Source organism: Yersinia canariae, from assembly GCF_009831415.1.
GTDB classification, from domain to species: Bacteria; Pseudomonadota; Gammaproteobacteria; order Enterobacterales; family Enterobacteriaceae; genus Yersinia; species Yersinia canariae.
On sequence record NZ_CP043727.1, the window covers coordinates 2,364,098 to 2,385,447 of the forward strand.

Below are 21,350 nucleotides of genomic sequence, written 5' to 3' on the forward strand. Positions count from 1 at the left end.
TCATTATGCCAATGCTTTTCTTAGTTCTCATTTCGACCGTTAAGAAATCGTTAAATTACAATTAATTACAAATAAATCCTCATTACCTATCTCTATTGTAATCATGTTGTTAAGCCTCTTGTTCACGGGCTAAAGTCTAATTATTCCCATAGAGAAAACCGTATTTCTTACTATTTCCCTGTAACTATTCAGATATGAATTGCAAGTTAATTTTTTTGATTAGTGCTGTTTATTAACCTCTATTACTTAATGCCGCGCCATATGATGATTAATAACCCTATGATTAAGGCGTATTACACTTTGTCTGAATAGGGTAGAATGCGCCACTCATATTACTCCCTGACGGCTGAGTGTATTGACGCCCGTAAGTATTGACTTACCCGCGCAATGCCTGCGTTTGAGAACCTTGTTAAGAATTCGACATATGGTTGCAATTTCATGAAATTCAGGCCCGTTACATCGACCCAGAACAAAGGGTTGCAGATAGCCAGTTCCCCCTTTACACATAATCAGCGCAGCACCCGCAGTATTATGCTGCTGGTTATTTTGGCCTGCATTCCGGGGATTATCGCCCAGACTATCTTCTTTGGGTACGGCAGTCTGATACAGGTTGCGCTGGCCATGGTGACCGCAGTGCTGGCTGAAGGCGCGGTGTTGCAATTACGAAAACAACCGGTATTGATACGGTTACAGGACAATTCTGCCCTGCTCACTGGGTTACTGTTGGGAATAAGTCTGCCCCCTCTGGCCCCGTGGTGGATGATTGTATTAGGAACCTTATTCGCGATTGTTATTGCCAAACAACTCTACGGCGGATTGGGGCAAAATCCGTTTAACCCCGCCATGGTCGGCTATGTCGTTTTGCTAATTTCATTCCCGGTACAAATGACCAGTTGGCTCCCCCCGCTGCCATTACAGGGGACACCTGTCGGGTTTTATGACAGTTTGCTGACCATTTTCACGGGGTTTACCCATAGCGGCGCAGATATTCACCAACTTCAAGTTGGCTTTGATGGTGTCAGTCAGGCCACGCCGCTCGATAGCTTCAAAACGGCGCTTCGCTCCCAACCGGCAGAGCAAATTCTGCAACAACCTATCTTTGGCGGGAGTTTGGCGGGCGTGGGTTGGCAATGGATTAACCTCGGTTTCCTGGCGGGTGGCTTATTACTGCTGTGGCGCAAAGCTATTCACTGGCATATTCCCGTGAGTTTTCTGTTGGCTTTGGCGGGTTGCGCCACCCTCAGTTGGATGATAGCGCCACAAAGTTTTGCGCCGCCTATGCTGCATTTGTTTTCCGGTGCCACCATGTTAGGGGCGTTTTTTATTGCCACCGATCCTGTCAGCGCATCAACAACCCCCAGAGGTCGGCTGATTTTCGGCGCATTGATCGGTATTCTCGTATGGCTCATTCGTGTTTACGGCGGTTATCCTGATGGCGTCGCATTTGCCGTGCTACTGGCCAATATTACTGTTCCGCTGATTGACCACTATACTCAGCCACGCGTTTATGGTCATAACCGTGGGCGCAAATAAGGAGCCGTTATGCTAAATACGATGAAGCGTCACGGCATCACTCTGGCATTATTTGCCGCCGGTGCCACCGGATTGACAGCCATAGTTAACTCACTGACCGAGACGACTATCGCCCATCAGGCGGCTTTGCAGCAAAAAGCCTTGCTGGATCAGGTCGTTCCGGCAGAGCATTATGATAATGACATGCAAGCTGAATGTTACGTTGTCACGGATTCTGCGCTGGGTAACATGTCCCCTCACCGCCTTTATCTGGCCCGTAAAGAGGGGCAACCGGTCGCCGCCGCGATTGAAACTACCGCACCAGACGGGTATTCCGGGGCTATCCAACTGCTGGTTGGGGCCGATTTTCACGGCAACGTGCTGGGCAGCCGGGTGATTGAACATCACGAAACCCCCGGTTTGGGTGATAAAATTGATATCCGCATTTCTGATTGGATCAGTCATTTCAGCGGCCAACATGTGGATAATGAACAAGATAAGCGCTGGGCAGTGAAAAAGGACGGCGGAGATTTTGATCAGTTCACCGGGGCGACCATCACCCCAAGAGCCGTGGTTCGGGCCGTGAAAAATACGGCACTGTATTTAGAAACTCTGCCGGCAAAGCTTGATAGTTTGCCCGTCTGTGGAGAGAGTCAATGAGTGAAGCAAAAGCGCTATTAGCCCAAGGGCTATGGAAAAATAACTCAGCTTTGGTACAACTGCTGGGCCTCTGCCCTCTGCTGGCCGTCTCGTCAACGGCAACCAACGCGCTCGGCTTAGGTTTAGCTACCACATTAGTTTTAGTCTGCACCAACACAGCCGTATCGGCGCTACGTCGCTGGGTGCCGAATGAAATCCGCATTCCTATTTACGTCATGATTATTGCGTCGGTGGTCAGTACCGTACAAATGCTGATTAATGCCTATGCCTTTGGTTTATATCAATCTTTAGGAATATTTATCCCACTGATTGTGACCAACTGTATTGTGATTGGCCGGGCGGAAGCTTACGCCGCTAAAAACCCTGTGGGCCTATCTGCGTTAGATGGCTTAGCGATGGGGCTGGGAGCAACTTGCGCACTATTTGTTTTGGGTTCCCTGCGCGAAATTCTGGGCAACGGTACTCTCTTCGACGGCGCAGATATGCTGCTCGGTAACTGGGCAAAAGTGCTCCGTATTGAAGTCTTGCATCTGGACAGCCCATTCCTATTAGCCATGCTGCCACCCGGCGCTTTTATCGGCTTGGGCCTGCTGTTAGCCGGTAAATATGTCATTGATGAAAAAATGAAAGCGCGCAAAGCTCGGGCATTCGCGGCAGCGCCACAAGCTCAAAATATCGTGGTAGATAAAACCTAATGAATAAAGAAAAACGCGTCGCTATTTTGACCCGCCTGCGAGATAACGACCCACATCCCACCACCGAGTTGGTCTACAGCACGCCCTTTGAGCTGCTCATTTCGGTGCTCTTGTCAGCACAGGCGACAGATGTCAGTGTGAATAAGGCCACAGCCAAGCTCTATCCTGTGGCTAATACCCCGCAGGCCATATTGGCGCTGGGGGTTGAGGGGCTAAAACCCTACATCAAAACAATTGGTCTGTTTAACACTAAAGCTGAGAATGTGATAAAAACCTGCCGCATTTTGCTGGAAAAACATCAAGGCGAAGTGCCAGAGGATCGCGCTGCACTTGAAGCTCTGCCGGGCGTGGGCCGCAAAACAGCCAATGTGGTACTGAATACCGCCTTTGGCTGGCCGACGATTGCGGTTGATACCCATATCTTCCGCGTATGTAACCGCACCGGTTTTGCCCCCGGCAGTAATGTGGATCAGGTTGAAACCAAATTACTCAAAGTGGTTCCGGCTGAATTTAAACTGGACTGCCACCACTGGCTTATTTTGCATGGCCGTTACACCTGTGTGGCCCGTAAACCGCGCTGTGGCTCATGCATCATTGAAGATTTGTGCGAGTTTAAAGAGAAAGTCTATCCTGAGCATTAATCACCAGGCCCAGTAAAATAGCTGGGCTGGTGATTTAAATAGACTGCCGACTACACTGACACTGCGTTACTAGGCTCAGGCTGACCACTCATAAATTTGCCGACCTCCACCTGTTTAGCATCAATATTATGACTACTGGCATAAGCATCTTTAGCCGCCTGGGTAAATGCCCCTGTCTCTTTGTGATGAGGGTGATCTATCGTCTGTTTACGATAATATTTTACTTTACCCAACGTGCCAGAATCCATTGACTGAACCATATATTTAGGCATAAATAACCTCGATAATATCAGTGAAATAGAACATTAGTGAAATAAAATCTCATTTATGAGCATCGCCTTAAATGAGTCATTACCATAATAGAACCACACTTATTGAGTTATAACTGAACAAACTGTTTGATTAATGACTCTAAATAACTCTGTTGTTTTATTAGTGGCTTAGATAATCCAATTTCATTCAGTGCCGTACCCTGCAATGCCGCTATCTCATTAATAAAAAGGTGCCATGCGTGGCTAAGTTTTTCGGCTTCAGCAACAACAACACTTTTCTCTTTATCAATTTTAATCACAGCATTAATACCAGAAACTAATTCATCTGATTTTTCTAACTGATGATTTAGCTCTGTTAAACGGGTGGAAATTGTATCTATTTGGTTATCCAGTTTTCTCCGTGCTTCAGTTAAATCTATGTACTTTAAACCCGCAGAAAACTGCCCCAATACTTTTTTGGTAATCTCTAATGACTGTTTGATCAACTCCAACTCAGGTTTAGCCAGGTCTAGCTCACTTAAATTTTCACCTGTCGGAATAAGATCGTTAAATGCATCAATGAGATTATGCTCGCGGATAATATCCAAAGCCTCTATTATCTTATCCCTTTTCTTCTCTATCTCTTTTATTTCCAGTTCTTTTATACCAATATCTTCTGTCAGTTGCTTTTGGCGTAATTGCTCAGCTTGCAAAACTTTATCGGTTCCCTCAATAATGATTACATTATGAAGATCAGCAGCCGATTTATCTAATAACTCTGTTTTTTCGATAAAGAGTTTCCGCAGTTGAGCGATGTCATTACCCAAACTTTTAATCAAATCAAGACGCTCTTTACGCATTTCAGATTTACTTTCTTCATCAATATCATTACTTACAAGTGCCTCATCGATTTCCTCTAGGGTAGTGAAATAGGTTTGTGCTAGAATATTCTTCAATTTAACCTGTAGGCTTGATAGTGACTCGCGCACATTAACACCCAATCTTTGCGAATATAAACCAACTCGTAGCGCTTTTTCCTGTAATACTTCAACGCCTTCCGTTTTCAATTGAGCAAGATGTGATATATTTTTAACTCCTTGGTTTAAAGCTTTAATGTTAACGTCTGGATAATTTAGGGCACTGTGCGGAAATGTGCTTATTTCAGCCATAGTAATAATCCTCATAATAAATAATTAAACAGGGTAAAATTAATTAGCCATATACTTTTTTGTATTCATTTATTGCTTCATCAAATATATGCACCAGTTGGAGGGCAGAGTCTGCCACACTTTTCCATGGGGTGATCACCTGCTGGAATTTATTAACGAAACTAGTCAGGCGCAATGCATTATTAATCGTACTGAACTGCGCCTGAGATTCATTGATTTGATTGAGAACAGATAACCACATAAAATCCAGATGGTTAAGTGCAGACTCGGCATCAACCATCCGAATGCCAATATCACTGAATAACAGAGAAAGTGTCTCTAACGAGGTTTGCAATGTTCTTTGATGGCTAACTTTTTTTTCTAATTCAGAAACCTCATGGATTAATGCGTTTTTTTCTTTTCTGGCTTTTTCGGCTTTAGCACCAAATATCCCACCAGTAATAGCAATGCCTATTATGCCACCGGCTGCCCCGGTAAAAGATAGACCGACAAACTTATCGTAGTCTTTCTTTAATTGCTCAATTCTCTGTTTCTTCTCTTTTATTTTATCGTCTAATTCCTTTATTGACTTTCTCATGTTGTTTTTTTCCATCAGGTCATATTTTGCTTTGACCTGCGGTTCCAATCCATTCACTTTATTTCCTGATGATAGTTCACCACCAGTCAAGGTGATTCTATAATTTGATACCTTTTGTCTAATGTTTTCAGTTGTTTTCTGGTGTCTATTGATATCCGTTTTCATGTCATCAAGTATATCTTTTAATGCCGTGGCTATTTCATGATCAGCAGATTCATAAGTGATATCTTCCAACTGTTTGTCTGTAATATCACCCAGCAAGGTTTTGACTCGCACTGTTATTGGCATTTGATTTATTACATTGATAATTTCATCACCAGTACTGACGATGTTCTTGGCGGCAATATCCAAATCCAGGCTCTGCTGTAATGCACCTTGTTCAACATCACTCCAATTTAATGCATGATTATGAATATCATAAAATAAATTTTTAATATCTATCGGTTCAAGTCCTGGAATATCTATTTTTTTATATCCAAGGTAAGTTTCTACTTCATCCTGCTTGATGGGTAAAGAGAGCCCCTTCCTGACATAAAGCTTGAGGTTAATTAAGTCCTCTTTGGTGAAAATACCGCCAGCGCGCGCAACACCCGTTTGTTCCCCGGTAATAAAATCCAGGACAACTTCCGGTAACTCATTAATTTTCACTGTGCTTTCAGCACTTGCCAAGACATTATCAATAGCCAGTTGTGTTTGTGTCATTATATTATCCTCACCGAAATAATCATGGGTATAAACGAGTAAAGGCAGGTAAAAACTTGCCTTTATATTTCAACAGCAATGTGAGCATCACTGTTATTATTATTTTATGATGACTATCATGAACATGGTGTTTATAATGAGATATGATAAACCAGCGAACACAGCAACATGGTTTAAGTATAATAGTAGCTACTTTGGGTTATTTATATTTAGCTTTATATTGAACAAGCCATCTATTATTCAATGATAGAGCAGTTAAATGATATTTCCATCATTTAAACCAGATTATTAGACTGTTATAATATAAATATCAGTCTAATAATCTAGGCAAGAGAGTAATTAAGATAAGAATATCATTAAAGAGATTAATTTATTTTGATTAAACAGGGCTTTAATCAAATAGTCTCATCCTCCTCCCAAGTTGATTAGCAAATTAATAATTTAAGTTAAATCTATATTTTAAACATTCTTAATTTTATCGACTTAGTTAGGGTCCCATACTGAATAAATATCCTCATCTGCTATGCCATAGCACCCGGCTAACTAGCCTGTGATAAGCCCCCTCTATGCCGCGATTGCGGTATTCGATTAGACGCTGGTGCCTCGCCCCACTAGACTTGTGACAAAATAAACTCAAGTAGTTAATCATTTCTTTACTTACTTGAAACAAATAAACACCTGCGGCGTCTCATCATGAAATTTAAATCGGCAATAAAACCCTATACCGGCGCAGCTGGTGGCTGGGGATCCCTTGAAGCAACCACGCGCTTTGTTTTGGACAGCAAGCAAGCATTGAAAAATATTCGTAATTTGCTGCGTATCAACCAAGTCAAAGGTTTTGACTGCCCTGGCTGTGCGTGGGGAGATGACAATCACAGCACATTCAGTTTTTGTGAAAATGGCGCGAAGGCGGTCAGTTGGGAAGCCACTCGCAAGGCGGTGGAGCCGGCGTTTTTTGCCGAACATAGCCTGACGACCCTGCGCCAGCAAAGTGACTATTTCCTTGAGTATCAAGGGCGTATAACCCACCCAATGCGCTATAACCCCCAAACTGACCGCTATCAACCCATCAGTTGGGAAAGTGCCCTTGAATTAATTGCTAAGTATATTAATGGGTTGGATAGCCCAAATCAGTTGGAGCTATACACTTCAGGCCGTGCCAGTAATGAAGCCTCTTACCTTTATCAACTCTTTGGCCGCATGCTGGGGACAAATAACTTCCCCGATTGCTCAAACATGTGCCATGAAGCCAGCGGCACAGGGCTGAAACAGAGTATTGGGGTCGGTAAAGGCACCATTCGTATGCAGGACTTCGAATTGGCTGACGCCATTTTCGTCTTCGGGCAGAATCCGGGCACCAACCACCCAAGAATGTTACACAGTTTGCGCCATGCTAAAGAGCGCGGCGCGAGGATTGTCAGCTTCAACACCTTACGTGAACGTGGGCTAGAACGGTTTGCTGACCCGCAAAACCCGATTGAAATGTTGACCCCAAAATCCTCTCCGATCAGTTCGGCCTATTTCCAACCTAATTTGGGCGGTGATATGGCGGCGGTGCGCGGCATGGTGAAAGCCTTGCTGGAAACACATCGCCAACAACTGGCACAGGCTCAACCCGGCTTATTTGATGAGACATTTATTCGTACTCATACCCAAGGGGTAGATGAGTATCTGGCGGCGGTTGATAATACCTCTTGGGCTAAAATTACCCAGCAATCGGGCCTGACTGAAGCACAGATACGCCATGCGGCCGAGATTTACCAGCATGCAGAACGCGTTATTCTGACCTGGGCGATGGGTATCACACAGCACAAACATTCCGTGATAACCGTAAGAGAACTGGCCAATCTGCAACTGCTGTTTGGTCAGTTAGGCAAACCCGGTGCAGGTTTATGCCCGGTCAGGGGCCACAGTAATGTTCAAGGCAACCGCACCATGGGGATTGATGAGAAACCCTCAGCGGCCATGTTGGCGCGTTTGGGCCAGCATTTTGGTTTCACACCCCCTCAGGCGGCGGGACATAATACCGTGGAAGCATTGGAAGCCATGCTGCGCGGTGAAGTCAAAGTGTTGATAGCCCTTGGTGGTAATCTGGCCGCTGCCGCGCCGGACACCGAACGCACAGCTCAAGCATTACGTTGCTGTGACCTGACGGTGCATATCAGCACCAAACTCAATCGCAGCCACCTGATTACCGGCGCCCAAGCGCTTATCCTGCCGACGTTAGGCCGCACGGAGCGCGATATGCAAACCACCGGTTCACAATTTATTACGGTTGAAGATTCATTTAGCATGGTGCATGCCTCTGAAGGTGTGGGCAAACCACTGGCAGAAACTCAGCACTCCGAAACGGCCATTGTCTGCGGTATCGCTAACGCGGTTTTTGCCCACCAGCCGGTTGAGGGTAACCAGCTGAATTGGCTGGCATTAGCCGATGATTACAATTTAATTCGTGACCACATTGCCGCCACAACCCCCGGATTTGATGATTTCAATGCCCGCTGTGAGCAGCCCGGCGGTTTCTATCTGGGCAGTGCGGCGGCCCAAATGCAATTTAATACCTCAAGTGGTAAAGCCGAATTTTGCGCATCAATGCTGCCCGAGAGTTTATTCCCGCAAATTGCTGGGGTTCAGGCCCCTTTTGTACTGCAGACTCTGCGCTCGCATGATCAATACAACACCACCATTTATGGTCTTGATGACCGCTACCGGGGGGTTTATGGGCAGCGGGAAGTGCTGTTTATTAACCCGCAAGATTTGGCGGCGCTGGCATTAGAAGATGGCGATTTAGTTGAAATTGAAACCCTGTGGAATGATGGAATTACCCGCAAAGTGAGCGGATTCAAACTGGTTAGCTATGATATTCCTCGCGGGAATCTGGCCGCCTACTACCCTGAAACCAACCCGCTGGTGCCCCTATCCAGTTTTGGTGATGAAACCCATACGCCAACATCGAAATCGGTGCCGGTGACAGTGCGTCGCTGGCAGCCGCCGCAAACGTTGCGCATTGCGTGAATACCGTCATAAAGCTGGCCCTGTATTTGTCGGGGCCAATTTATCGCGAGTGACGGCGAATCAAGAGCGGCCTATATGCCCCTGACTTTAACAAGGAATTCCCTCACAAGGTGATATGCCGCTTGCCCGACGGGGCTGATTCGCGTAAAACTGTCAGCCGGATTAATCCCACTCACTACACCATTCACTGGACGATATGTTTCAAGATAACCCGCTGCTGGCGCAGCTAAAACAGCAACTTCACACTCAGACTCCGCGCGTCGAAGGCGTCGTTAAAGGTACTGAGAAAGGCTTTGGCTTTCTTGAGGTAGACGGGCAGAAAAGTTACTTTATTCCGCCGCCGCAGATGAAAAAAGTCATGCATGGCGATCGCATTATTGCCACCCTTCACACCGATAAAGATCGTGAAATTGCTGAGCCGGAAACCCTGGTTGAGCCATTTTTATCTCGCTTTGTGGGCCGGGTTCAACGAAAAGATGACCGCCTGTTTATCGTTCCTGACCACCCTTTGCTGCGTGATGCTATCCAATGTCGTCCGGAGCGGGAACTGACACACGATTTCCAGACCGGTGATTGGGCTGTGGCTGAAATGCGCCGTCACCCATTAAAAGGTGACCGGGCCTTTAATGCTGATTTGACTGCATTTATTACTAATGGTGAAGATCATTTCGTCCCTTGGTGGGTAACATTGGCACGTCATAATCTGGAGCGTGAAGCGCCCGCGATGGTCGAATCTGCTCTGCATGATGGCCAGCTTCAACGGGAAGATTTGACCGCGCTTAATTTTGTCACTATTGACAGCGCCAGCACCGAAGATATGGACGATGCTTTGCATGTGAAAGACAACGGTGACGGTTCCGTGTTGTTGACCATTGCCATCGCCGACCCTACTGCTTATGTCGATGAAAACAGTGAGTTGGATTTAATTGCCCGCAAGCGCGCATTTACTAACTATCTGCCGGGCTTCAACATCCCCATGCTGCCACGGGATTTATCTGACAATCTCTGTTCGCTGCGCCCGAATGAACGCCGCCCAGTGTTGGTGTGCCGAGTCACTATTGCTGCTGATGGCGCGCTCGGTGATGACATCCACTTCTCTGCCGCTTGGGTTGAGTCAAAAGCCAAGCTGGTTTATGACGAAGTTTCAGATTGGTTAGAGGGGCTTGGCGACTGGCAACCGCAGAATGCTGATATTGCTGAGCAAATCACATTACTAAAACGCGTGTGTGAAACCCGTAGCAGTTGGCGTCAGGAGCACGCGCTGGTGTTTAAAGACCGGCCTGACTATCGCTTCGTATTGGGCGAAAAAGGCGAAGTGCTGGATATCATTGTCGAACACCGCCGCATTGCCAACCGTATTGTTGAAGAGTGCATGATTGCCGCCAACGTCTGCGCCGCCATTGCGCTGCGTGATAATCTTGGTTTTGGCATTTACAACGTGCATACCGGGTTTGATCCGGCGCTGGTTGAACAAGCGGCCAATGTATTGCAAGCCAATGGGGTCGAAGCTTCTCCGCAAGCACTGCTGACTCTGCCCGGATTCTGTGAGTTGCGCCGTCATCTTGATGCGCTACCGACGCAGTTCCTCGACAGCCGCATCCGCCGTTTCCAGACTTTTGCGGAAATCAGCACCGTTCCCGGTCCACATTTCGGTTTAGGGCTTGAGGCCTACGCCACCTGGACATCGCCAATTCGTAAATATGGCGATATGGTCAACCACCGTCTGCTGAAAGCCATTATTACCGGTCAGCAAGCGGAAAAACCACAGGATGAAATCACGATTCAACTGGCCGAACGCCGCCGGTTAAATCGCATGGCTGAACGCGATGTAGGTGATTGGCTGTATGCCCGTTACTTGCAGCCAATGGCAGGGACTGATACCAAATTCCCGGCGGAAGTCATTGATATCACTCGCGGTGGTCTGCGGGTGCGCTTACTGGATAATGGCGCTGTCGCCTTTATTCCCGCGCCATTTATTCACGCGGTTCGTGATGAAATGGTCTGTAGCCAGGAAACCGGTACTGTACAAATCAAAGGTGAAACGGTTTACAGCCAGAGCGACAAAATCGAGGTGCGCATTGCCGAAGTCCGGATGGAAACGCGCAATGTGGTTGCCCGCCCGGTAGTCTGATTTGATAGATTAGCCTGCTTAGCACGAGTGACTGATTTATCAAACAGCATTACCTTTATAGCGCCGTGGGATGCATAACATCCCACGGCTTTTTTATGTTCATTATGCCCCGCCGCGCATTATTTTAACCCTCTGCCCAAACAGTCAGATAGCTGTCACAATATGTAAGCAAATGATACCAATGATGTGCAAAAAACAATTAGCACATCACATTTCTTACTTTCGCTACTTTTATTTCACATTAAAGCTCCTATGTTAACTAACAGTTTGCATCTTTTTCCCAAAACGGATGCATATAACCGTTAAATTCCTCACATAACAAGGAGTCGTTATCCATGAAAAACGTCAAGACTGTCGTCATCTGGCTGACCGTGGCGTTAATTGGTGCTTTTGCTTTTGCCATGCTGGCACTTAGCCGCGGCGAACACGTCAACGCCATCTGGCTGGTGATTGCATCGGTGGCTTGCTACAGCATCGCATACCGGTTTTACAGCCTGTTTATTGCCAAGAATGTCTTTGAGCTTGATGACCGCCGTTTAACCCCGGCTGAACGGCGTAATGATGGTCTGGATTATGTTCCGACCAATAAATGGGTGCTCTTTGGCCACCACTTTGCGGCTATTGCCGGTGCCGGGCCTCTCGTGGGGCCAATACTGGCCGCCCAAATGGGGTTCTTGCCAGGCACTATCTGGATTTTGGTTGGGGTAATGATGGCCGGGGCAGTACAGGATTTCCTGATCCTGTTTATCTCCACCCGCCGCGATGGCCGCTCTCTGGGGGAAATGGCCAAACAAGAGTTAGGTGCTTTTGCTGGTGTTATCACCATGCTGGGGGCATTAGGGGTGATGATTATCATCTTGTCTGCACTGGCATTAGTGGTGGTCAAAGCCCTGGCAGATAGCCCATGGGGCCTGTTTACTATTGCGACGACCATCCCAATTGCGCTGTTCATGGGCATGTATATGCGCTTTATCCGCCCCGGAAAAATCGCTGAGGTGTCATTAATTGGTTTTGTGCTGATGATGGCGGCAATTATTTACGGCGGGAATATTGCCGCACACCCATACTGGGGCCCTCTCTTCACATTACACGGCACCACACTGACTTGGGTGCTGGTTATTTATGGTTTTATTGCCTCAGTGCTGCCGGTATGGCTACTGTTGGCCCCTCGGGATTATTTGTCCACTTTCCTGAAAATTGGCGTCATCATCGGTCTGGCCATCGGTATTGTGTTCGCCATGCCAGAAATGAAAATGCCGGCGGTCTCTCGCTTTATTGATGGTAGCGGCCCGGTATTCTCCGGCAGCCTATTCCCGTTCTTGTTTATCACTATTGCCTGCGGCGCTATTTCGGGCTTCCATGCGCTTGTTGCCAGTGGCACGACGCCAAAACTGATTGAACGCGAAAGTCATACCCGCTTTATCGGATATGGCGCGATGCTGATGGAGTCATTTGTTGCCATTATGGCGCTGATTTGTGCATCAGTTATCGACCCAGGCGTTTACTTTGCCATGAACTCACCCGCCGCGTTGATTGGTACCACCGTAGAAAGTGCCTCACTGGCCATCAACAGTTGGGGATTTGCAGTCACACCTGAAATTCTAACTATGATTGCCAAAGATGTCGGCGAGAATTCGATATTATCTCGTGCTGGCGGCGCACCGACCTTTGCCGTCGGGATGGCACATATCATCAGTGAAGTCTTTAATAGCCGCAACATGATGGCGTTTTGGTATCACTTTGCCATTTTGTTTGAAGCTATGTTTATCCTGACCGCCGTTGATGCGGGCACCCGCGCCTGCCGCTTTATGGTGCAAGATTTGGTGGGTGTGGTGGTACCAAGCCTGGCCAATAACCGTTCGTGGTTTGGTAACTTATCCGGCACCACGGTAGCTGTTGCCTGTTGGGGCTACTTTGTTTATCAAGGCGTAATCGACCCACTGGGCGGTATCAATACCTTGTGGCCATTATTTGGTATCGGTAACCAGATGCTGGCATCAATGGCGTTGATTTTAGGAACGGTCGTTCTGTTTAAAATGAAGAAGCAGCGCTATGCTTGGGTAACCATCCTGCCCACAATCTGGCTGTTTATTACCTCAATGACGGCGGGCTGGCAGAAAATTTTCCATGAAAAACCGAGCATTGGCTTCCTGGCTCAGGCGAAAAAATTCTCGGCGGGTGTCGAGCAAGGGATATTGATTGCCCCAGCCAAGAGTATTAAGGACATGGAAACTATTGTGTTTAACAACCAGGTCAACGCCGCCCTGTGTGCTTTCTTTATGCTGGTGGCGGTGACGATGTTGATTTCATCTTTCTTCGTCGTTCGTCGCGCGCTGAAATCGAGCAAGCCAACAACGCATGAGACTGAAATTGTATTCCGTGAGGAGACTGTTCGTGGTTAATGCAGGAGTTCCGTTTCGCAACCGACGCGGTGTTTCACACACCACATCACGTCAGATTACGCGCTGCATACCGCTGGTTCCCGTGGTCACTCACCCGACCACGTTATGGGCTTGGGTACGTCTGATTGCGCATCGTGTGGCACAAAGTTTCCGCTTGATGGTTGGCGTACAAGATTACGGCAATTATGTTAATCACATGCGTCGCCATCATCCAGATACGCCGCCAATGACTGAACGTGATTTCCACCGTTATTGCCTGGAGGCCCGTTTCCCTAGCAAAGGGGGTAAGCTGGGAAAATGCCCTTGCTAGGATAAAAACTGCTTTATTCTACTCTAGTAAGTGACACTGTAACGCCCTGTGGTTTGCTCACAGGGCGTTTTCTTATGTTTTAGTTCGTCGATGACCGCATTAGCTCAAGATTGCCGAGCCAAATGCACCCTGCCAATCATGTTCAAACTGTTCAACTGCAGCTTTCACCGCTGGCGTGCTAATAAATTGCTCTGCCACATCCACAGGGATGGTGACCGACTGACAACCGGCCAATAAGCAATCGAGCACCTGGCGCGGAGTTCGGAAACTGGCAGCCAATACTTTAGCGCCCGGAGCATGCAAGGTCAGCAACTGTTGCAACTCACGCACCATCGCGATGCCATCCCCGCCCTGAGCATCCAGCCGATTGACATAAGGTGCGACATATTCGGCACCGGCTAAGGCAGACAACAGCCCTTGCCCAGCACCGTAGACCGCCGTGCCCAGTGTCGGGATTGACATGGATTTCAATTTTTTAATGGCTGCCAGCCCTTCAGCGGTGGCGGGCACTTTGATAACCAAACCCGGCACGCGTTGCGACAATAATACCGCCTCGGAGACCATCAACTCACTGTCACTGGCTAAAACCTGTGCGAAAAGTTTGCCGGTTCCCCCCAATGCATCACGTAATGCTGGAAGCACTTCCCAGATAGGTTTACCTGCTTTGGCCAAAATACTGGGATTGGTCGTCACCCCCTGCAAAGGCAGAACGCGCGCCAGACGTTTAACTGCGGCCACATCTGCTGTGTCGAGATAAAGCTCCATAACAACCTCCGATTTGGATTATTTAAGCAGCCTAACTGGTTAATCAAGTGACCAGCGAAGCAAATAGCATGACAAAGAATCATTAGCCGCAATCATAGACCAACCATTAATCCATAACGTGATCTCTATCAAGCATCTTTCATTCGAAAGTAATTTATACTTCAAACGAAATTTTATTTATCTGGCAGACCTATTATGAACCTAAGACAGCAAACAATTTTACAGTTGGTGAATGATTGCAAGCGGATGAGTGTCAGCGAATTATCACAGATGACTAATGTATCAGAGGTCACTGTCCGCCAGGATCTCAATCTGCTGGAGAAGCGGGGCTTACTCAAGCGCGTGCATGGCTCGGCTATTGCCCTTGAGAGTGATGATGTTGATGTCCGGATGATGCGCCATTTTCCCATAAAGCAAAAAATGGCCAATCATGCGGCCTCACTAGTCAATGACGGGGAAACCATCTTTATTGAAAGTGGTAGCAGCAACGCCCTGCTAGCCCACCAATTAGCACAGCGCCCGGGCATCACGCTGGTGACAGTCAGCGGCTATATTGCTCGGCAATTAAAAGACTCGGCCTGCGAAGTCATTCTTTTGGGGGGAATTTATCAGAAGAAAAGTGACAGCATGGTTGGCCCGCTGACACAATTATGCTTACGTCATGTCAATTTCAGTAAAGCATTTATTGGCATCGATGGTTACCAACTAGACACCGGATTCACCGGGCGCGATGTGCTGCGAGCGGAGGTTATCAACAGTGTATTGGCTAAAGGGGCCGAAAATATCATTCTGGCTGACGCATCAAAATTTGGTCAGGTACATCAAAATTTACTGACGCCAATTTCTTGCGTCAGCAGAGTGATTACTGATAATCGCCTCCCGGCTTGCTATCAACAACAATTAACCGCCGAAGGTGTTCAAGTCGACATTTTAAGCGAATAATCAAACACTTTTTATTATCGAGATCACCTTGCTGGAGTCATAACCGTGGCAGATATTACTTTTACTCGCGAACAAACACAGCGAATGGCGTACAAACTTCAGCGCTATCTGGAGCAAGAACACCATATAGAATTGGAAGACTTTGATGCGGAGTTTTTACTGCAATTTATCAGTCGTGAGTTGGGCGCGCATTTTTACAATCAGGGAATCAATGATGCCATCACACAAATCGAAGCAAAAATGCTCGATATCAGTGACGCCATATTATGGCTGGAAAAACCCGTGCAAGACTGAGCACGGGCGGCTTTCAGTATCCGGTTATTATTGCCCGTAATACGCATTTTTCCCGTGTTTACGGAGGTAATGTTTATCCAGCAATTGTGGCTGCATATTCGCCAATTGTGGGTTCAACTGACGCGAAAAAATGCCCATATAGGCCAGTTCTTCTAATACAACAGCATTGTGGACAGCATTATCCGCACTGGTTCCCCATGCGAATGGCCCGTGTGAATTTACTAAAACAGCGGGCACATCTTCTGGCTTAATTCCCCTCTCTTGGAATGTCTCGACAATAACATTGCCGGTTTCCCATTCATAACGGCCCGCAATTTCTGCTTGTGTCATCAGACGGGTGCAGGGAATCGCGCCATAGAAATAATCAGCATGGGTGGTGCCCCAAGCGGGTAAATCCAGACCCGCCTGTGCCCAGATGGTGGCATGGCGCGAATGGGTGTGAACAATACCGCCAATTTGTGGGAAATTAAGGTAAAGCACCCGATGCGTATCCGTGTCAGATGACGGTTTCTTGCTGCCCTCCACCACTTTGCCGGTTTCCAACTCGACCACCACCATGTCATCCACGGTCATGACGTCATACTCCACGCCCGAAGGTTTAATCACCAGTAGCCCACTTTGCCGGTCAACGGCACTGACATTTCCCCATGTGAATGTGACCAGATTGTAGCGCGGTAGGGCCAAATTAGCGGCAAGCACCTGCTGCTTCAGTTCGTTGAGCATCGTCGTATCCTGAATAACTGAATTTGTCTCATTTTCAGCGCGACAGGAGAGAACCGGTATGGGATAAATCGCTATAAACTGCGTGCAGATCAGCTAGAAAGTGCAGTCTGAGAGATGCGCGCTCCCGGTAGCCGCGTTTTGTTGAGCATAGACAACGAGTTAATTCGGCCTTTGGCCTCAGATAATCCTGAATCCCGCCCCTGCGCCGAACAAATTAAGACTATTTACCTATTAAATGTTTTACGGATATTTATACTGGTTTCTATTGGCGATAAAACCAGTTTTCAGCATTAATCCTGAATTTAAATCCAAACGCCATTTTTTATTCTAAACACTAACCTAATAAGACTTCGGCTAAGATTGATATAATGCCTATACTTAGTAAGGCAAGATCATTTTGATACGGATAGGTCAGGGCATATAAGCTACAGATATATCACCTGCTCTATCCGTATTTAGCCACTGTCTGGAGAATGATGATGATAATCAATAAACGATTTGCAACTGCCGCACTGGCACTTACTCTGGCTTTATCTCTGTCCGCTTGTTCTAACATGTCCAAACGTGACCGTAACACCGCGATTGGTGCCGGTGCCGGTGCTGTTGGTGGTGCGGTATTGACTGGCAGTACACTGGGGACGTTAGGCGGTGCGGCTATCGGTGGGGTCATTGGCCATCAGGTTGGTAAATAACTTTGTCCTTTGGTCTTGAGACTGTCGCGCTGTTGGAAGTTCTCATGCGCCCGAATCACTGACATAAGTCAGCTCATCGCGATTAATGAGCCTCACCCTTGAGGCTCATCCATTTACCGTCCGGCTACCGACCCAATAACTTCGAATAATTTCTTTTATTCTTGCCACTGAACGGTATTCTCAGCCCCCCGCCAGTTTAACTTTCATGCCTTTAGCTTCGAGCAGTTGCTTAAGAAGATCGCGTTTATCTCCTTGAATCTCAATGATGCCGTCTTTAATCGACCCACCACAGCCGCATTTCTTCTTCAATTCCGCCGCCAGTTTCTCCAGCATTTCATCACTGCCATCAATACCGGTAATCAGACTCACGCCTTTTCCCTTGCGACCACTGGTTTGGCGCTGGATACGGACAATACCATCGCCTTTAGGCCGCGGCGGTTTTACCTCAGATTCAGTGATACGGCCAGTGTCGGTTGAATAAACCAAACGGCTATTATCATTACTCATTATGCCCCCTTAGCCAGGGACGCCAGAATGTCAGTCAGCGTTTTTTCCGGATCCGCAGATTGGGTGATCGGACGCCCTATCACCATATAATCCACGCCAGCCACAACCGCTTGTTCTGGAGTCATAATACGGCGCTGATCACCCGCCTCGCTGCCTTCAGGGCGAATCCCCGGCGTCACCAGCTTGAAGTCCGCCCCACACACCTGTTTCAGGCGCACCGCTTCATGGGCTGAGCACACCACGCCATCCAGACCACAATCCCACGCCAGCTTCGCCAAGCGCTCAGCATGCTCCGCTGGGGTGATATTAATGCCAATATCACGCAAATCTTCGCCATCCATGCTGGTCAGCACCGTCACGGCAATCAGCAACGGAGCTTGCTGACCATAAGGTAATAGCGCCTCTTTTGCCGCAGTCATCATGCGCGCGCCACCACTGGCATGGACATTGACCATCCACACCCCAAGCTCTGCCGCCGCCGCAACAGCCCGGGCAGTGGTGTTGGGAATATCGTGGAATTTCAAATCAAGGAAAACCTCAAAGCCGCGCTGTTGCAGGTCACGAACAAATTGCGGGCCGTATAAGGTAAACATCTCTTTGCCCACTTTTAGCCGGCAATCCTGCGGATTAACACGATCAGCAAAGGCTAGCGCCGCATCTTTATTGGCATAATCCAGTGCAACAACGATCGGGGAAGATATTGGGCCACTGTTATTAGTGTGAGTTGCAGACGTCATTTTCAAGCCTTTTTCAGTCAGTTAGTCATGATAACAATCATATTCTACAGGGTGTAACACCGAAATTACAGCATTCGGGGCCGCGCAGAAGCTGCGCCTTATTTGTCAGAGTTTGATTGGATAAGTCAATTCAGGTAAAGCAGATATCCGGCCTATAACCGCAGTTAAGTAAAAAAGCTTCAAGAAACGTAAAAACTCAATCAAATAATTTGATTATTGAATTCAGTTTTTTGTGATTTTATTTAAACATCAGTGCAGTATCATACACCCCATAGCAAGACACCGACTAACTACGTGATGATTTAAATCATTATTTTTTTATTTAAAAATAAATATGAAACTGGAGTTCTCTATGAAAAATATTAAATATATTATCCCTGCATTGGCACTTTCTTTCGCTTCATTTGCCAGCGTTGCTGCAACCCAAATTCAGCATGCGCCCTCTACAGGGGCAAATGAAATTGGCATTATCTCAGCCAGTAATGCCGGAACATTGACCGAATTAGAAAATGCATTGGCTAAAAAAGCAGACCAAGCCGGTGCAACCTCATTCCTGATTACCTCTGCAACCGGTAATAATAAATTGCACGGCACTGCAATCATTTACCGCTAAGTGTAACGGCTCACATTGCATATATTTGGGCTTGTAGCAACCGCTGCAAGCCCATACTCCCTCACAACTCACATTTTCCCCTTGCTGTGCTCCACCTTGCGTGCTGGAAGACTAAGAATCAGATGTGTGATGACACCACCGACCACCCCCCAAAACGCAGAACCGACGCCCAATAGCGTAACGCCGGAGGCGGTGATGAGAAACGTGATAATCGCCGCATCGCGCTGATGTTCATTTTCCAATGCGCGATACAAGCTGCCAGCAATCGTGCCGAGCAGCGCCAACCCCGCAATAGTGTGGATCAATGCCACCGGCAGCGCCGTAAAGAGCATACCGATAGAGCCACCAAACACACCGGCGATCAGATAGAAAAACCCAGCGGCCACCGCCGCCATATAGCGTTTTTTTGCATCCGGATGAATATCTTCACCCATACAAATTGCCGCCGTAATAGCGGCGATGCAAATAGTAAATCCGCCAAATGGGGCCAACACTAACGCGGTCAATGCTGTCCATGAAATGAGGGGCGAAACCGGTAAATGATAGCCATGAGCCTTCAATGTGGCGATGCCCGGCGCATTTTGCGAGGCCATCGTCACGATAAAAAACGGAACGCCGATACCGAGAATGGTTGAGAGTGTGAAATGCGGCATCACAAATGTCGGTATGGCGAAGGTCAGAGTCTGGCCATGTAGCGCAATATCGCCCTGAAATCCGGCCACCAGCAACCCAGAAATAAGTGCAAGAACAATTGCATAGCGCGGTAACACGCGTTTCGCTAGCAGATATACCAGACACATAGTGCCCGCCAGTGCAAAATGACTTTGCAGTGAAGTAAAGGCGTCCAGACCAAAGCGCAGCAAAATCCCACCTAACATCGCCGCCGACAGAGCTTGAGGAATGTAGTGCATAAGTCTGGCAAATAAACCTGTCACACCGCATAACAAAATGAGTCCGGTGGCAAACACAAAAACACCAATCGCTTCATTGATTGGCGTACCGGGCAAACTGGTGACCAGCAGTGCCGCGCCGGGTGTTGACCAGGCGGTGACTACCGGCGTGCGGTAATAAAGCGACAAGCCAATGCTGGTCACCCCCATTCCTAACCCAAGCATACTCAGCCAGCCGCCGATTTGCGCCGCATTGGCCCCTGCGGCTTCCGCCGCCTGAAAGATGATCGCCGCGGAACTGGTATAACCGACCAAAACCGCCACAAATCCGGCGATAACTGCCGAAAAAGTTAAATCTTGTATACGAAAGCGCGATGCCATCGGGAAAAATCCTTCTGATTATTGGGCACAAGCGGTATGCTATTGTGCGTTATAGCGCACAGATAGTGCGCTCAACATAGCACCGTGCGTTATAACGCACAATGACAATCGGTAAACCGGGTTTCCAAAGGAGTCAGGATGCAAGAACTCACCCGCCATATTGGCAGCCAGTTGAAAGCAGTTCGGCGCGAACGGGGCTGGAGTTTGAGCCAGACGGCAGAACACACTGGCGTGAGTAAAGCGATGTTGGGGCAAATCGAGCGTGGCGAATCCAGCCCCACAGTGGCAACACTGTGGAAAATTGCCAGTGGCCTGAATGTCTCTTTTTCGGAGTTCCTCGAAACGCCCCCCGCACAATCGGCGGCGCTGCATCGCCACGGTTTACTGACCACGTTCAACAGCGAAACCTCGGGAATGCGCGTCGTGCCGCTATTTCCTTATGACACAACATTGCGTATGGATATGTTTGTTATCGATCTGGAGCCGGGCGGATGCAGCGAATCAACACCTCACGAAGCGGGTGTCATTGAACATGTCATTGTGATTGACGGCGAGCTGGCGCTGACCGTCGAGGGCGTAACCCGCACACTTAGCACCGGTGAGGCGCTCCGTTTTGCCGCCGATTGCCCGCACGCCTACCGTAATGAAAGCCGTCATTCTGTGCGTTTCCACGATCTGATCCATTATCCGCACAGTCGTCCGTAACATTCATTTATCACTATAAGTCAGCCGGATGGGTGT

21 protein-coding genes are annotated in these 21,350 nt (G+C 47.8%); 13 read left to right on the forward strand and 8 right to left on the reverse strand.

The features are described from left to right. Positions 1–438: 438 nt before the first annotated feature. Genes rsxD through nth form a run of 4 tightly spaced genes read left to right on the forward strand, consistent with a single transcriptional unit; the run spans position 439 to position 3,508 of the window. Entirely contained in the window at positions 439–1,533 is a 1,095-nt protein-coding gene (rsxD, locus tag F0T03_RS10895; RefSeq protein WP_162526937.1) for an electron transport complex subunit RsxD, read from the forward strand. 9 nt (positions 1,534–1,542) lie between these two features. Then, positions 1,543–2,172 carry an electron transport complex subunit RsxG gene (gene rsxG / locus F0T03_RS10900; RefSeq protein WP_159678324.1) on the forward strand — a complete coding sequence of 210 codons (630 nt, stop codon included), beginning with the start codon at positions 1,543–1,545 and terminating at the stop codon, positions 2,170–2,172. Continuing rightward, complete coding sequence (locus F0T03_RS10905; protein ID WP_159678327.1) at positions 2,169–2,867, forward strand: electron transport complex subunit E; 699 nt, start codon at positions 2,169–2,171, stop codon at positions 2,865–2,867. The genes rsxG and F0T03_RS10905 overlap by 4 nt, the downstream gene beginning before the upstream one ends. Continuing rightward, entirely contained in the window at positions 2,867–3,508 is a 642-nt protein-coding gene (gene nth / locus F0T03_RS10910; RefSeq protein WP_159678329.1) for an endonuclease III, read from the forward strand. Before F0T03_RS10905 ends, nth begins: the two co-directional genes overlap by 1 nt. Before the next feature lie 50 nt (positions 3,509–3,558). On the opposite strand, the gene F0T03_RS10915 is transcribed toward nth, so the two are convergent. The 3 genes from F0T03_RS10915 to F0T03_RS10925 all read right to left on the reverse strand — a co-directional run bounded on the left by F0T03_RS10915 (position 3,559) and on the right by F0T03_RS10925 (position 6,207). Then, complete coding sequence (locus F0T03_RS10915) at positions 3,559–3,780, reverse strand: hypothetical protein (protein WP_049557374.1); 222 nt, start codon at positions 3,778–3,780, stop codon at positions 3,559–3,561. 107 nt (positions 3,781–3,887) lie between these two features. Continuing rightward, entirely contained in the window at positions 3,888–4,928 is a 1,041-nt protein-coding gene (locus tag F0T03_RS10920; RefSeq protein WP_159678331.1) for an alpha-xenorhabdolysin family binary toxin subunit B, read from the reverse strand. Between the two features lie 43 nt (positions 4,929–4,971). Beyond that, positions 4,972–6,207 (reverse strand): alpha-xenorhabdolysin family binary toxin subunit A, encoded by a 1,236-nt coding sequence (locus tag F0T03_RS10925; protein WP_159678334.1) that lies wholly within the window; start codon positions 6,205–6,207, stop codon positions 4,972–4,974. 693 nt (positions 6,208–6,900) lie between these two features. Between F0T03_RS10925 and F0T03_RS10930 the strand changes: the two genes are divergently transcribed. The 4 genes from F0T03_RS10930 (at position 6,901) to F0T03_RS10945 (ending at position 14,065) form a co-directional block, all read left to right on the forward strand. Beyond that, positions 6,901–9,222, forward strand: coding sequence for an FdhF/YdeP family oxidoreductase (locus tag F0T03_RS10930; protein ID WP_159678337.1), 2,322 nt, complete (start codon positions 6,901–6,903; stop codon positions 9,220–9,222). A gap of 196 nt (positions 9,223–9,418) precedes the next feature. Then, entirely contained in the window at positions 9,419–11,353 is a 1,935-nt protein-coding gene (locus F0T03_RS10935) for an exoribonuclease II (protein WP_159678339.1), read from the forward strand. A 335-nt stretch (positions 11,354–11,688) separates the two neighbouring features. Next, on the forward strand, positions 11,689–13,755 hold the full coding sequence (locus F0T03_RS10940; RefSeq protein WP_159678341.1) for a carbon starvation CstA family protein: 2,067 nt from the start codon (positions 11,689–11,691) through the stop codon (positions 13,753–13,755). After that, positions 13,748–14,065, forward strand: a complete 318-nt coding sequence (locus F0T03_RS10945) for a YbdD/YjiX family protein (protein ID WP_159678343.1) — start codon at positions 13,748–13,750, stop codon at positions 14,063–14,065. Before F0T03_RS10940 ends, F0T03_RS10945 begins: the two co-directional genes overlap by 8 nt. A 99-nt stretch (positions 14,066–14,164) precedes the next feature. Here the strand turns inward: F0T03_RS10945 and fsa are convergent, their stop codons facing one another. Next, entirely contained in the window at positions 14,165–14,830 is a 666-nt protein-coding gene (fsa, locus tag F0T03_RS10950; protein WP_145556808.1) for a fructose-6-phosphate aldolase, read from the reverse strand. Positions 14,831–15,025: 195 nt separating this feature from the next. On the opposite strand from fsa, the gene F0T03_RS10955 reads away from it, so the two are divergent. Beyond that, on the forward strand, positions 15,026–15,772 hold the full coding sequence (locus F0T03_RS10955; protein WP_145556809.1) for a DeoR/GlpR family DNA-binding transcription regulator: 747 nt from the start codon (positions 15,026–15,028) through the stop codon (positions 15,770–15,772). Between the two features lie 45 nt (positions 15,773–15,817). Further along, positions 15,818–16,066, forward strand: coding sequence for a DUF2164 domain-containing protein (locus tag F0T03_RS10960; protein WP_159678346.1), 249 nt, complete (start codon positions 15,818–15,820; stop codon positions 16,064–16,066). A gap of 27 nt (positions 16,067–16,093) precedes the next feature. On the opposite strand, the gene araD is transcribed toward F0T03_RS10960, so the two are convergent. Beyond that, on the reverse strand, positions 16,094–16,789 hold the full coding sequence (gene araD, locus F0T03_RS10965; protein ID WP_145556811.1) for an L-ribulose-5-phosphate 4-epimerase: 696 nt from the start codon (positions 16,787–16,789) through the stop codon (positions 16,094–16,096). A 476-nt stretch (positions 16,790–17,265) separates the two neighbouring features. Here araD and osmB point away from each other — a divergent pair, with 476 nt between their 5' ends. Next, the gene (gene osmB, locus F0T03_RS10970; RefSeq protein ID WP_002210611.1) at positions 17,266–17,481 is read left to right on the forward strand and encodes an osmotically-inducible lipoprotein OsmB; all 216 of its coding nucleotides are present in this window, start codon (positions 17,266–17,268) and stop codon (positions 17,479–17,481) included. A 180-nt stretch (positions 17,482–17,661) separates the two neighbouring features. On the opposite strand, the gene yciH is transcribed toward osmB, so the two are convergent. Together yciH and pyrF are read right to left on the reverse strand one after the other, a co-directional pair. Next, the gene (yciH, locus tag F0T03_RS10975) at positions 17,662–17,988 is read right to left on the reverse strand and encodes a stress response translation initiation inhibitor YciH (RefSeq protein WP_159678348.1); all 327 of its coding nucleotides are present in this window, start codon (positions 17,986–17,988) and stop codon (positions 17,662–17,664) included. Next, a complete protein-coding gene (pyrF, locus tag F0T03_RS10980) occupies positions 17,988–18,725 on the reverse strand; it encodes an orotidine-5'-phosphate decarboxylase (protein WP_159678351.1) in 738 nt (245 codons plus the stop codon). The genes yciH and pyrF overlap by 1 nt, the downstream gene beginning before the upstream one ends. A 352-nt stretch (positions 18,726–19,077) precedes the next feature. Between pyrF and bhsA the strand changes: the two genes are divergently transcribed. Next, the gene (bhsA, locus tag F0T03_RS10985) at positions 19,078–19,338 is read left to right on the forward strand and encodes a multiple stress resistance protein BhsA (RefSeq protein WP_159678353.1); all 261 of its coding nucleotides are present in this window, start codon (positions 19,078–19,080) and stop codon (positions 19,336–19,338) included. Between the two features lie 68 nt (positions 19,339–19,406). Here the strand turns inward: bhsA and F0T03_RS10990 are convergent, their stop codons facing one another. Continuing rightward, the gene (locus tag F0T03_RS10990) at positions 19,407–20,609 is read right to left on the reverse strand and encodes a benzoate/H(+) symporter BenE family transporter (protein WP_159678355.1); all 1,203 of its coding nucleotides are present in this window, start codon (positions 20,607–20,609) and stop codon (positions 19,407–19,409) included. Positions 20,610–20,747: 138 nt separating this feature from the next. Here F0T03_RS10990 and F0T03_RS10995 point away from each other — a divergent pair, with 138 nt between their 5' ends. Beyond that, a complete protein-coding gene (locus F0T03_RS10995) occupies positions 20,748–21,314 on the forward strand; it encodes a helix-turn-helix domain-containing protein (protein WP_159678358.1) in 567 nt (188 codons plus the stop codon). Positions 21,315–21,350: the final 36 nt, after the last annotated feature.

Excerpts from the sequence above, each read along its gene's own strand:
- rsxD (WP_162526937.1), top strand. The coding sequence starts at position 439 with ATGAAATTCAGGCCCGTTACATCGACCCAGAACAAAGGGTTGCAGATA.
- rsxG (WP_159678324.1), top strand. The coding sequence starts at position 1,543 with ATGCTAAATACGATGAAGCGTCACGGCATCACTCTGGCATTATTTGCC.
- F0T03_RS10905 (WP_159678327.1), top strand. The coding sequence starts at position 2,169 with ATGAGTGAAGCAAAAGCGCTATTAGCCCAAGGGCTATGGAAAAATAAC.
- nth (WP_159678329.1), top strand. The coding sequence starts at position 2,867 with ATGAATAAAGAAAAACGCGTCGCTATTTTGACCCGCCTGCGAGATAAC.
- F0T03_RS10915 (WP_049557374.1), bottom strand. The coding sequence starts at position 3,780 with ATGCCTAAATATATGGTTCAGTCAATGGATTCTGGCACGTTGGGTAAA.
- F0T03_RS10920 (WP_159678331.1), bottom strand. The coding sequence starts at position 4,928 with ATGGCTGAAATAAGCACATTTCCGCACAGTGCCCTAAATTATCCAGAC.
- F0T03_RS10925 (WP_159678334.1), bottom strand. The coding sequence starts at position 6,207 with ATGACACAAACACAACTGGCTATTGATAATGTCTTGGCAAGTGCTGAA.
- F0T03_RS10930 (WP_159678337.1), top strand. The coding sequence starts at position 6,901 with ATGAAATTTAAATCGGCAATAAAACCCTATACCGGCGCAGCTGGTGGC.
- F0T03_RS10935 (WP_159678339.1), top strand. The coding sequence starts at position 9,419 with ATGTTTCAAGATAACCCGCTGCTGGCGCAGCTAAAACAGCAACTTCAC.
- F0T03_RS10940 (WP_159678341.1), top strand. The coding sequence starts at position 11,689 with ATGAAAAACGTCAAGACTGTCGTCATCTGGCTGACCGTGGCGTTAATT.
- fsa (WP_145556808.1), bottom strand. The coding sequence starts at position 14,830 with ATGGAGCTTTATCTCGACACAGCAGATGTGGCCGCAGTTAAACGTCTG.
- F0T03_RS10955 (WP_145556809.1), top strand. The coding sequence starts at position 15,026 with ATGAACCTAAGACAGCAAACAATTTTACAGTTGGTGAATGATTGCAAG.
- araD (WP_145556811.1), bottom strand. The coding sequence starts at position 16,789 with ATGCTCAACGAACTGAAGCAGCAGGTGCTTGCCGCTAATTTGGCCCTA.
- osmB (WP_002210611.1), top strand. The coding sequence starts at position 17,266 with ATGATGATAATCAATAAACGATTTGCAACTGCCGCACTGGCACTTACT.
- yciH (WP_159678348.1), bottom strand. The coding sequence starts at position 17,988 with ATGAGTAATGATAATAGCCGTTTGGTTTATTCAACCGACACTGGCCGT.
- pyrF (WP_159678351.1), bottom strand. The coding sequence starts at position 18,725 with ATGACGTCTGCAACTCACACTAATAACAGTGGCCCAATATCTTCCCCG.
- bhsA (WP_159678353.1), top strand. The coding sequence starts at position 19,078 with ATGAAAAATATTAAATATATTATCCCTGCATTGGCACTTTCTTTCGCT.
- F0T03_RS10990 (WP_159678355.1), bottom strand. The coding sequence starts at position 20,609 with ATGGCATCGCGCTTTCGTATACAAGATTTAACTTTTTCGGCAGTTATC.
- F0T03_RS10995 (WP_159678358.1), top strand. The coding sequence starts at position 20,748 with ATGCAAGAACTCACCCGCCATATTGGCAGCCAGTTGAAAGCAGTTCGG.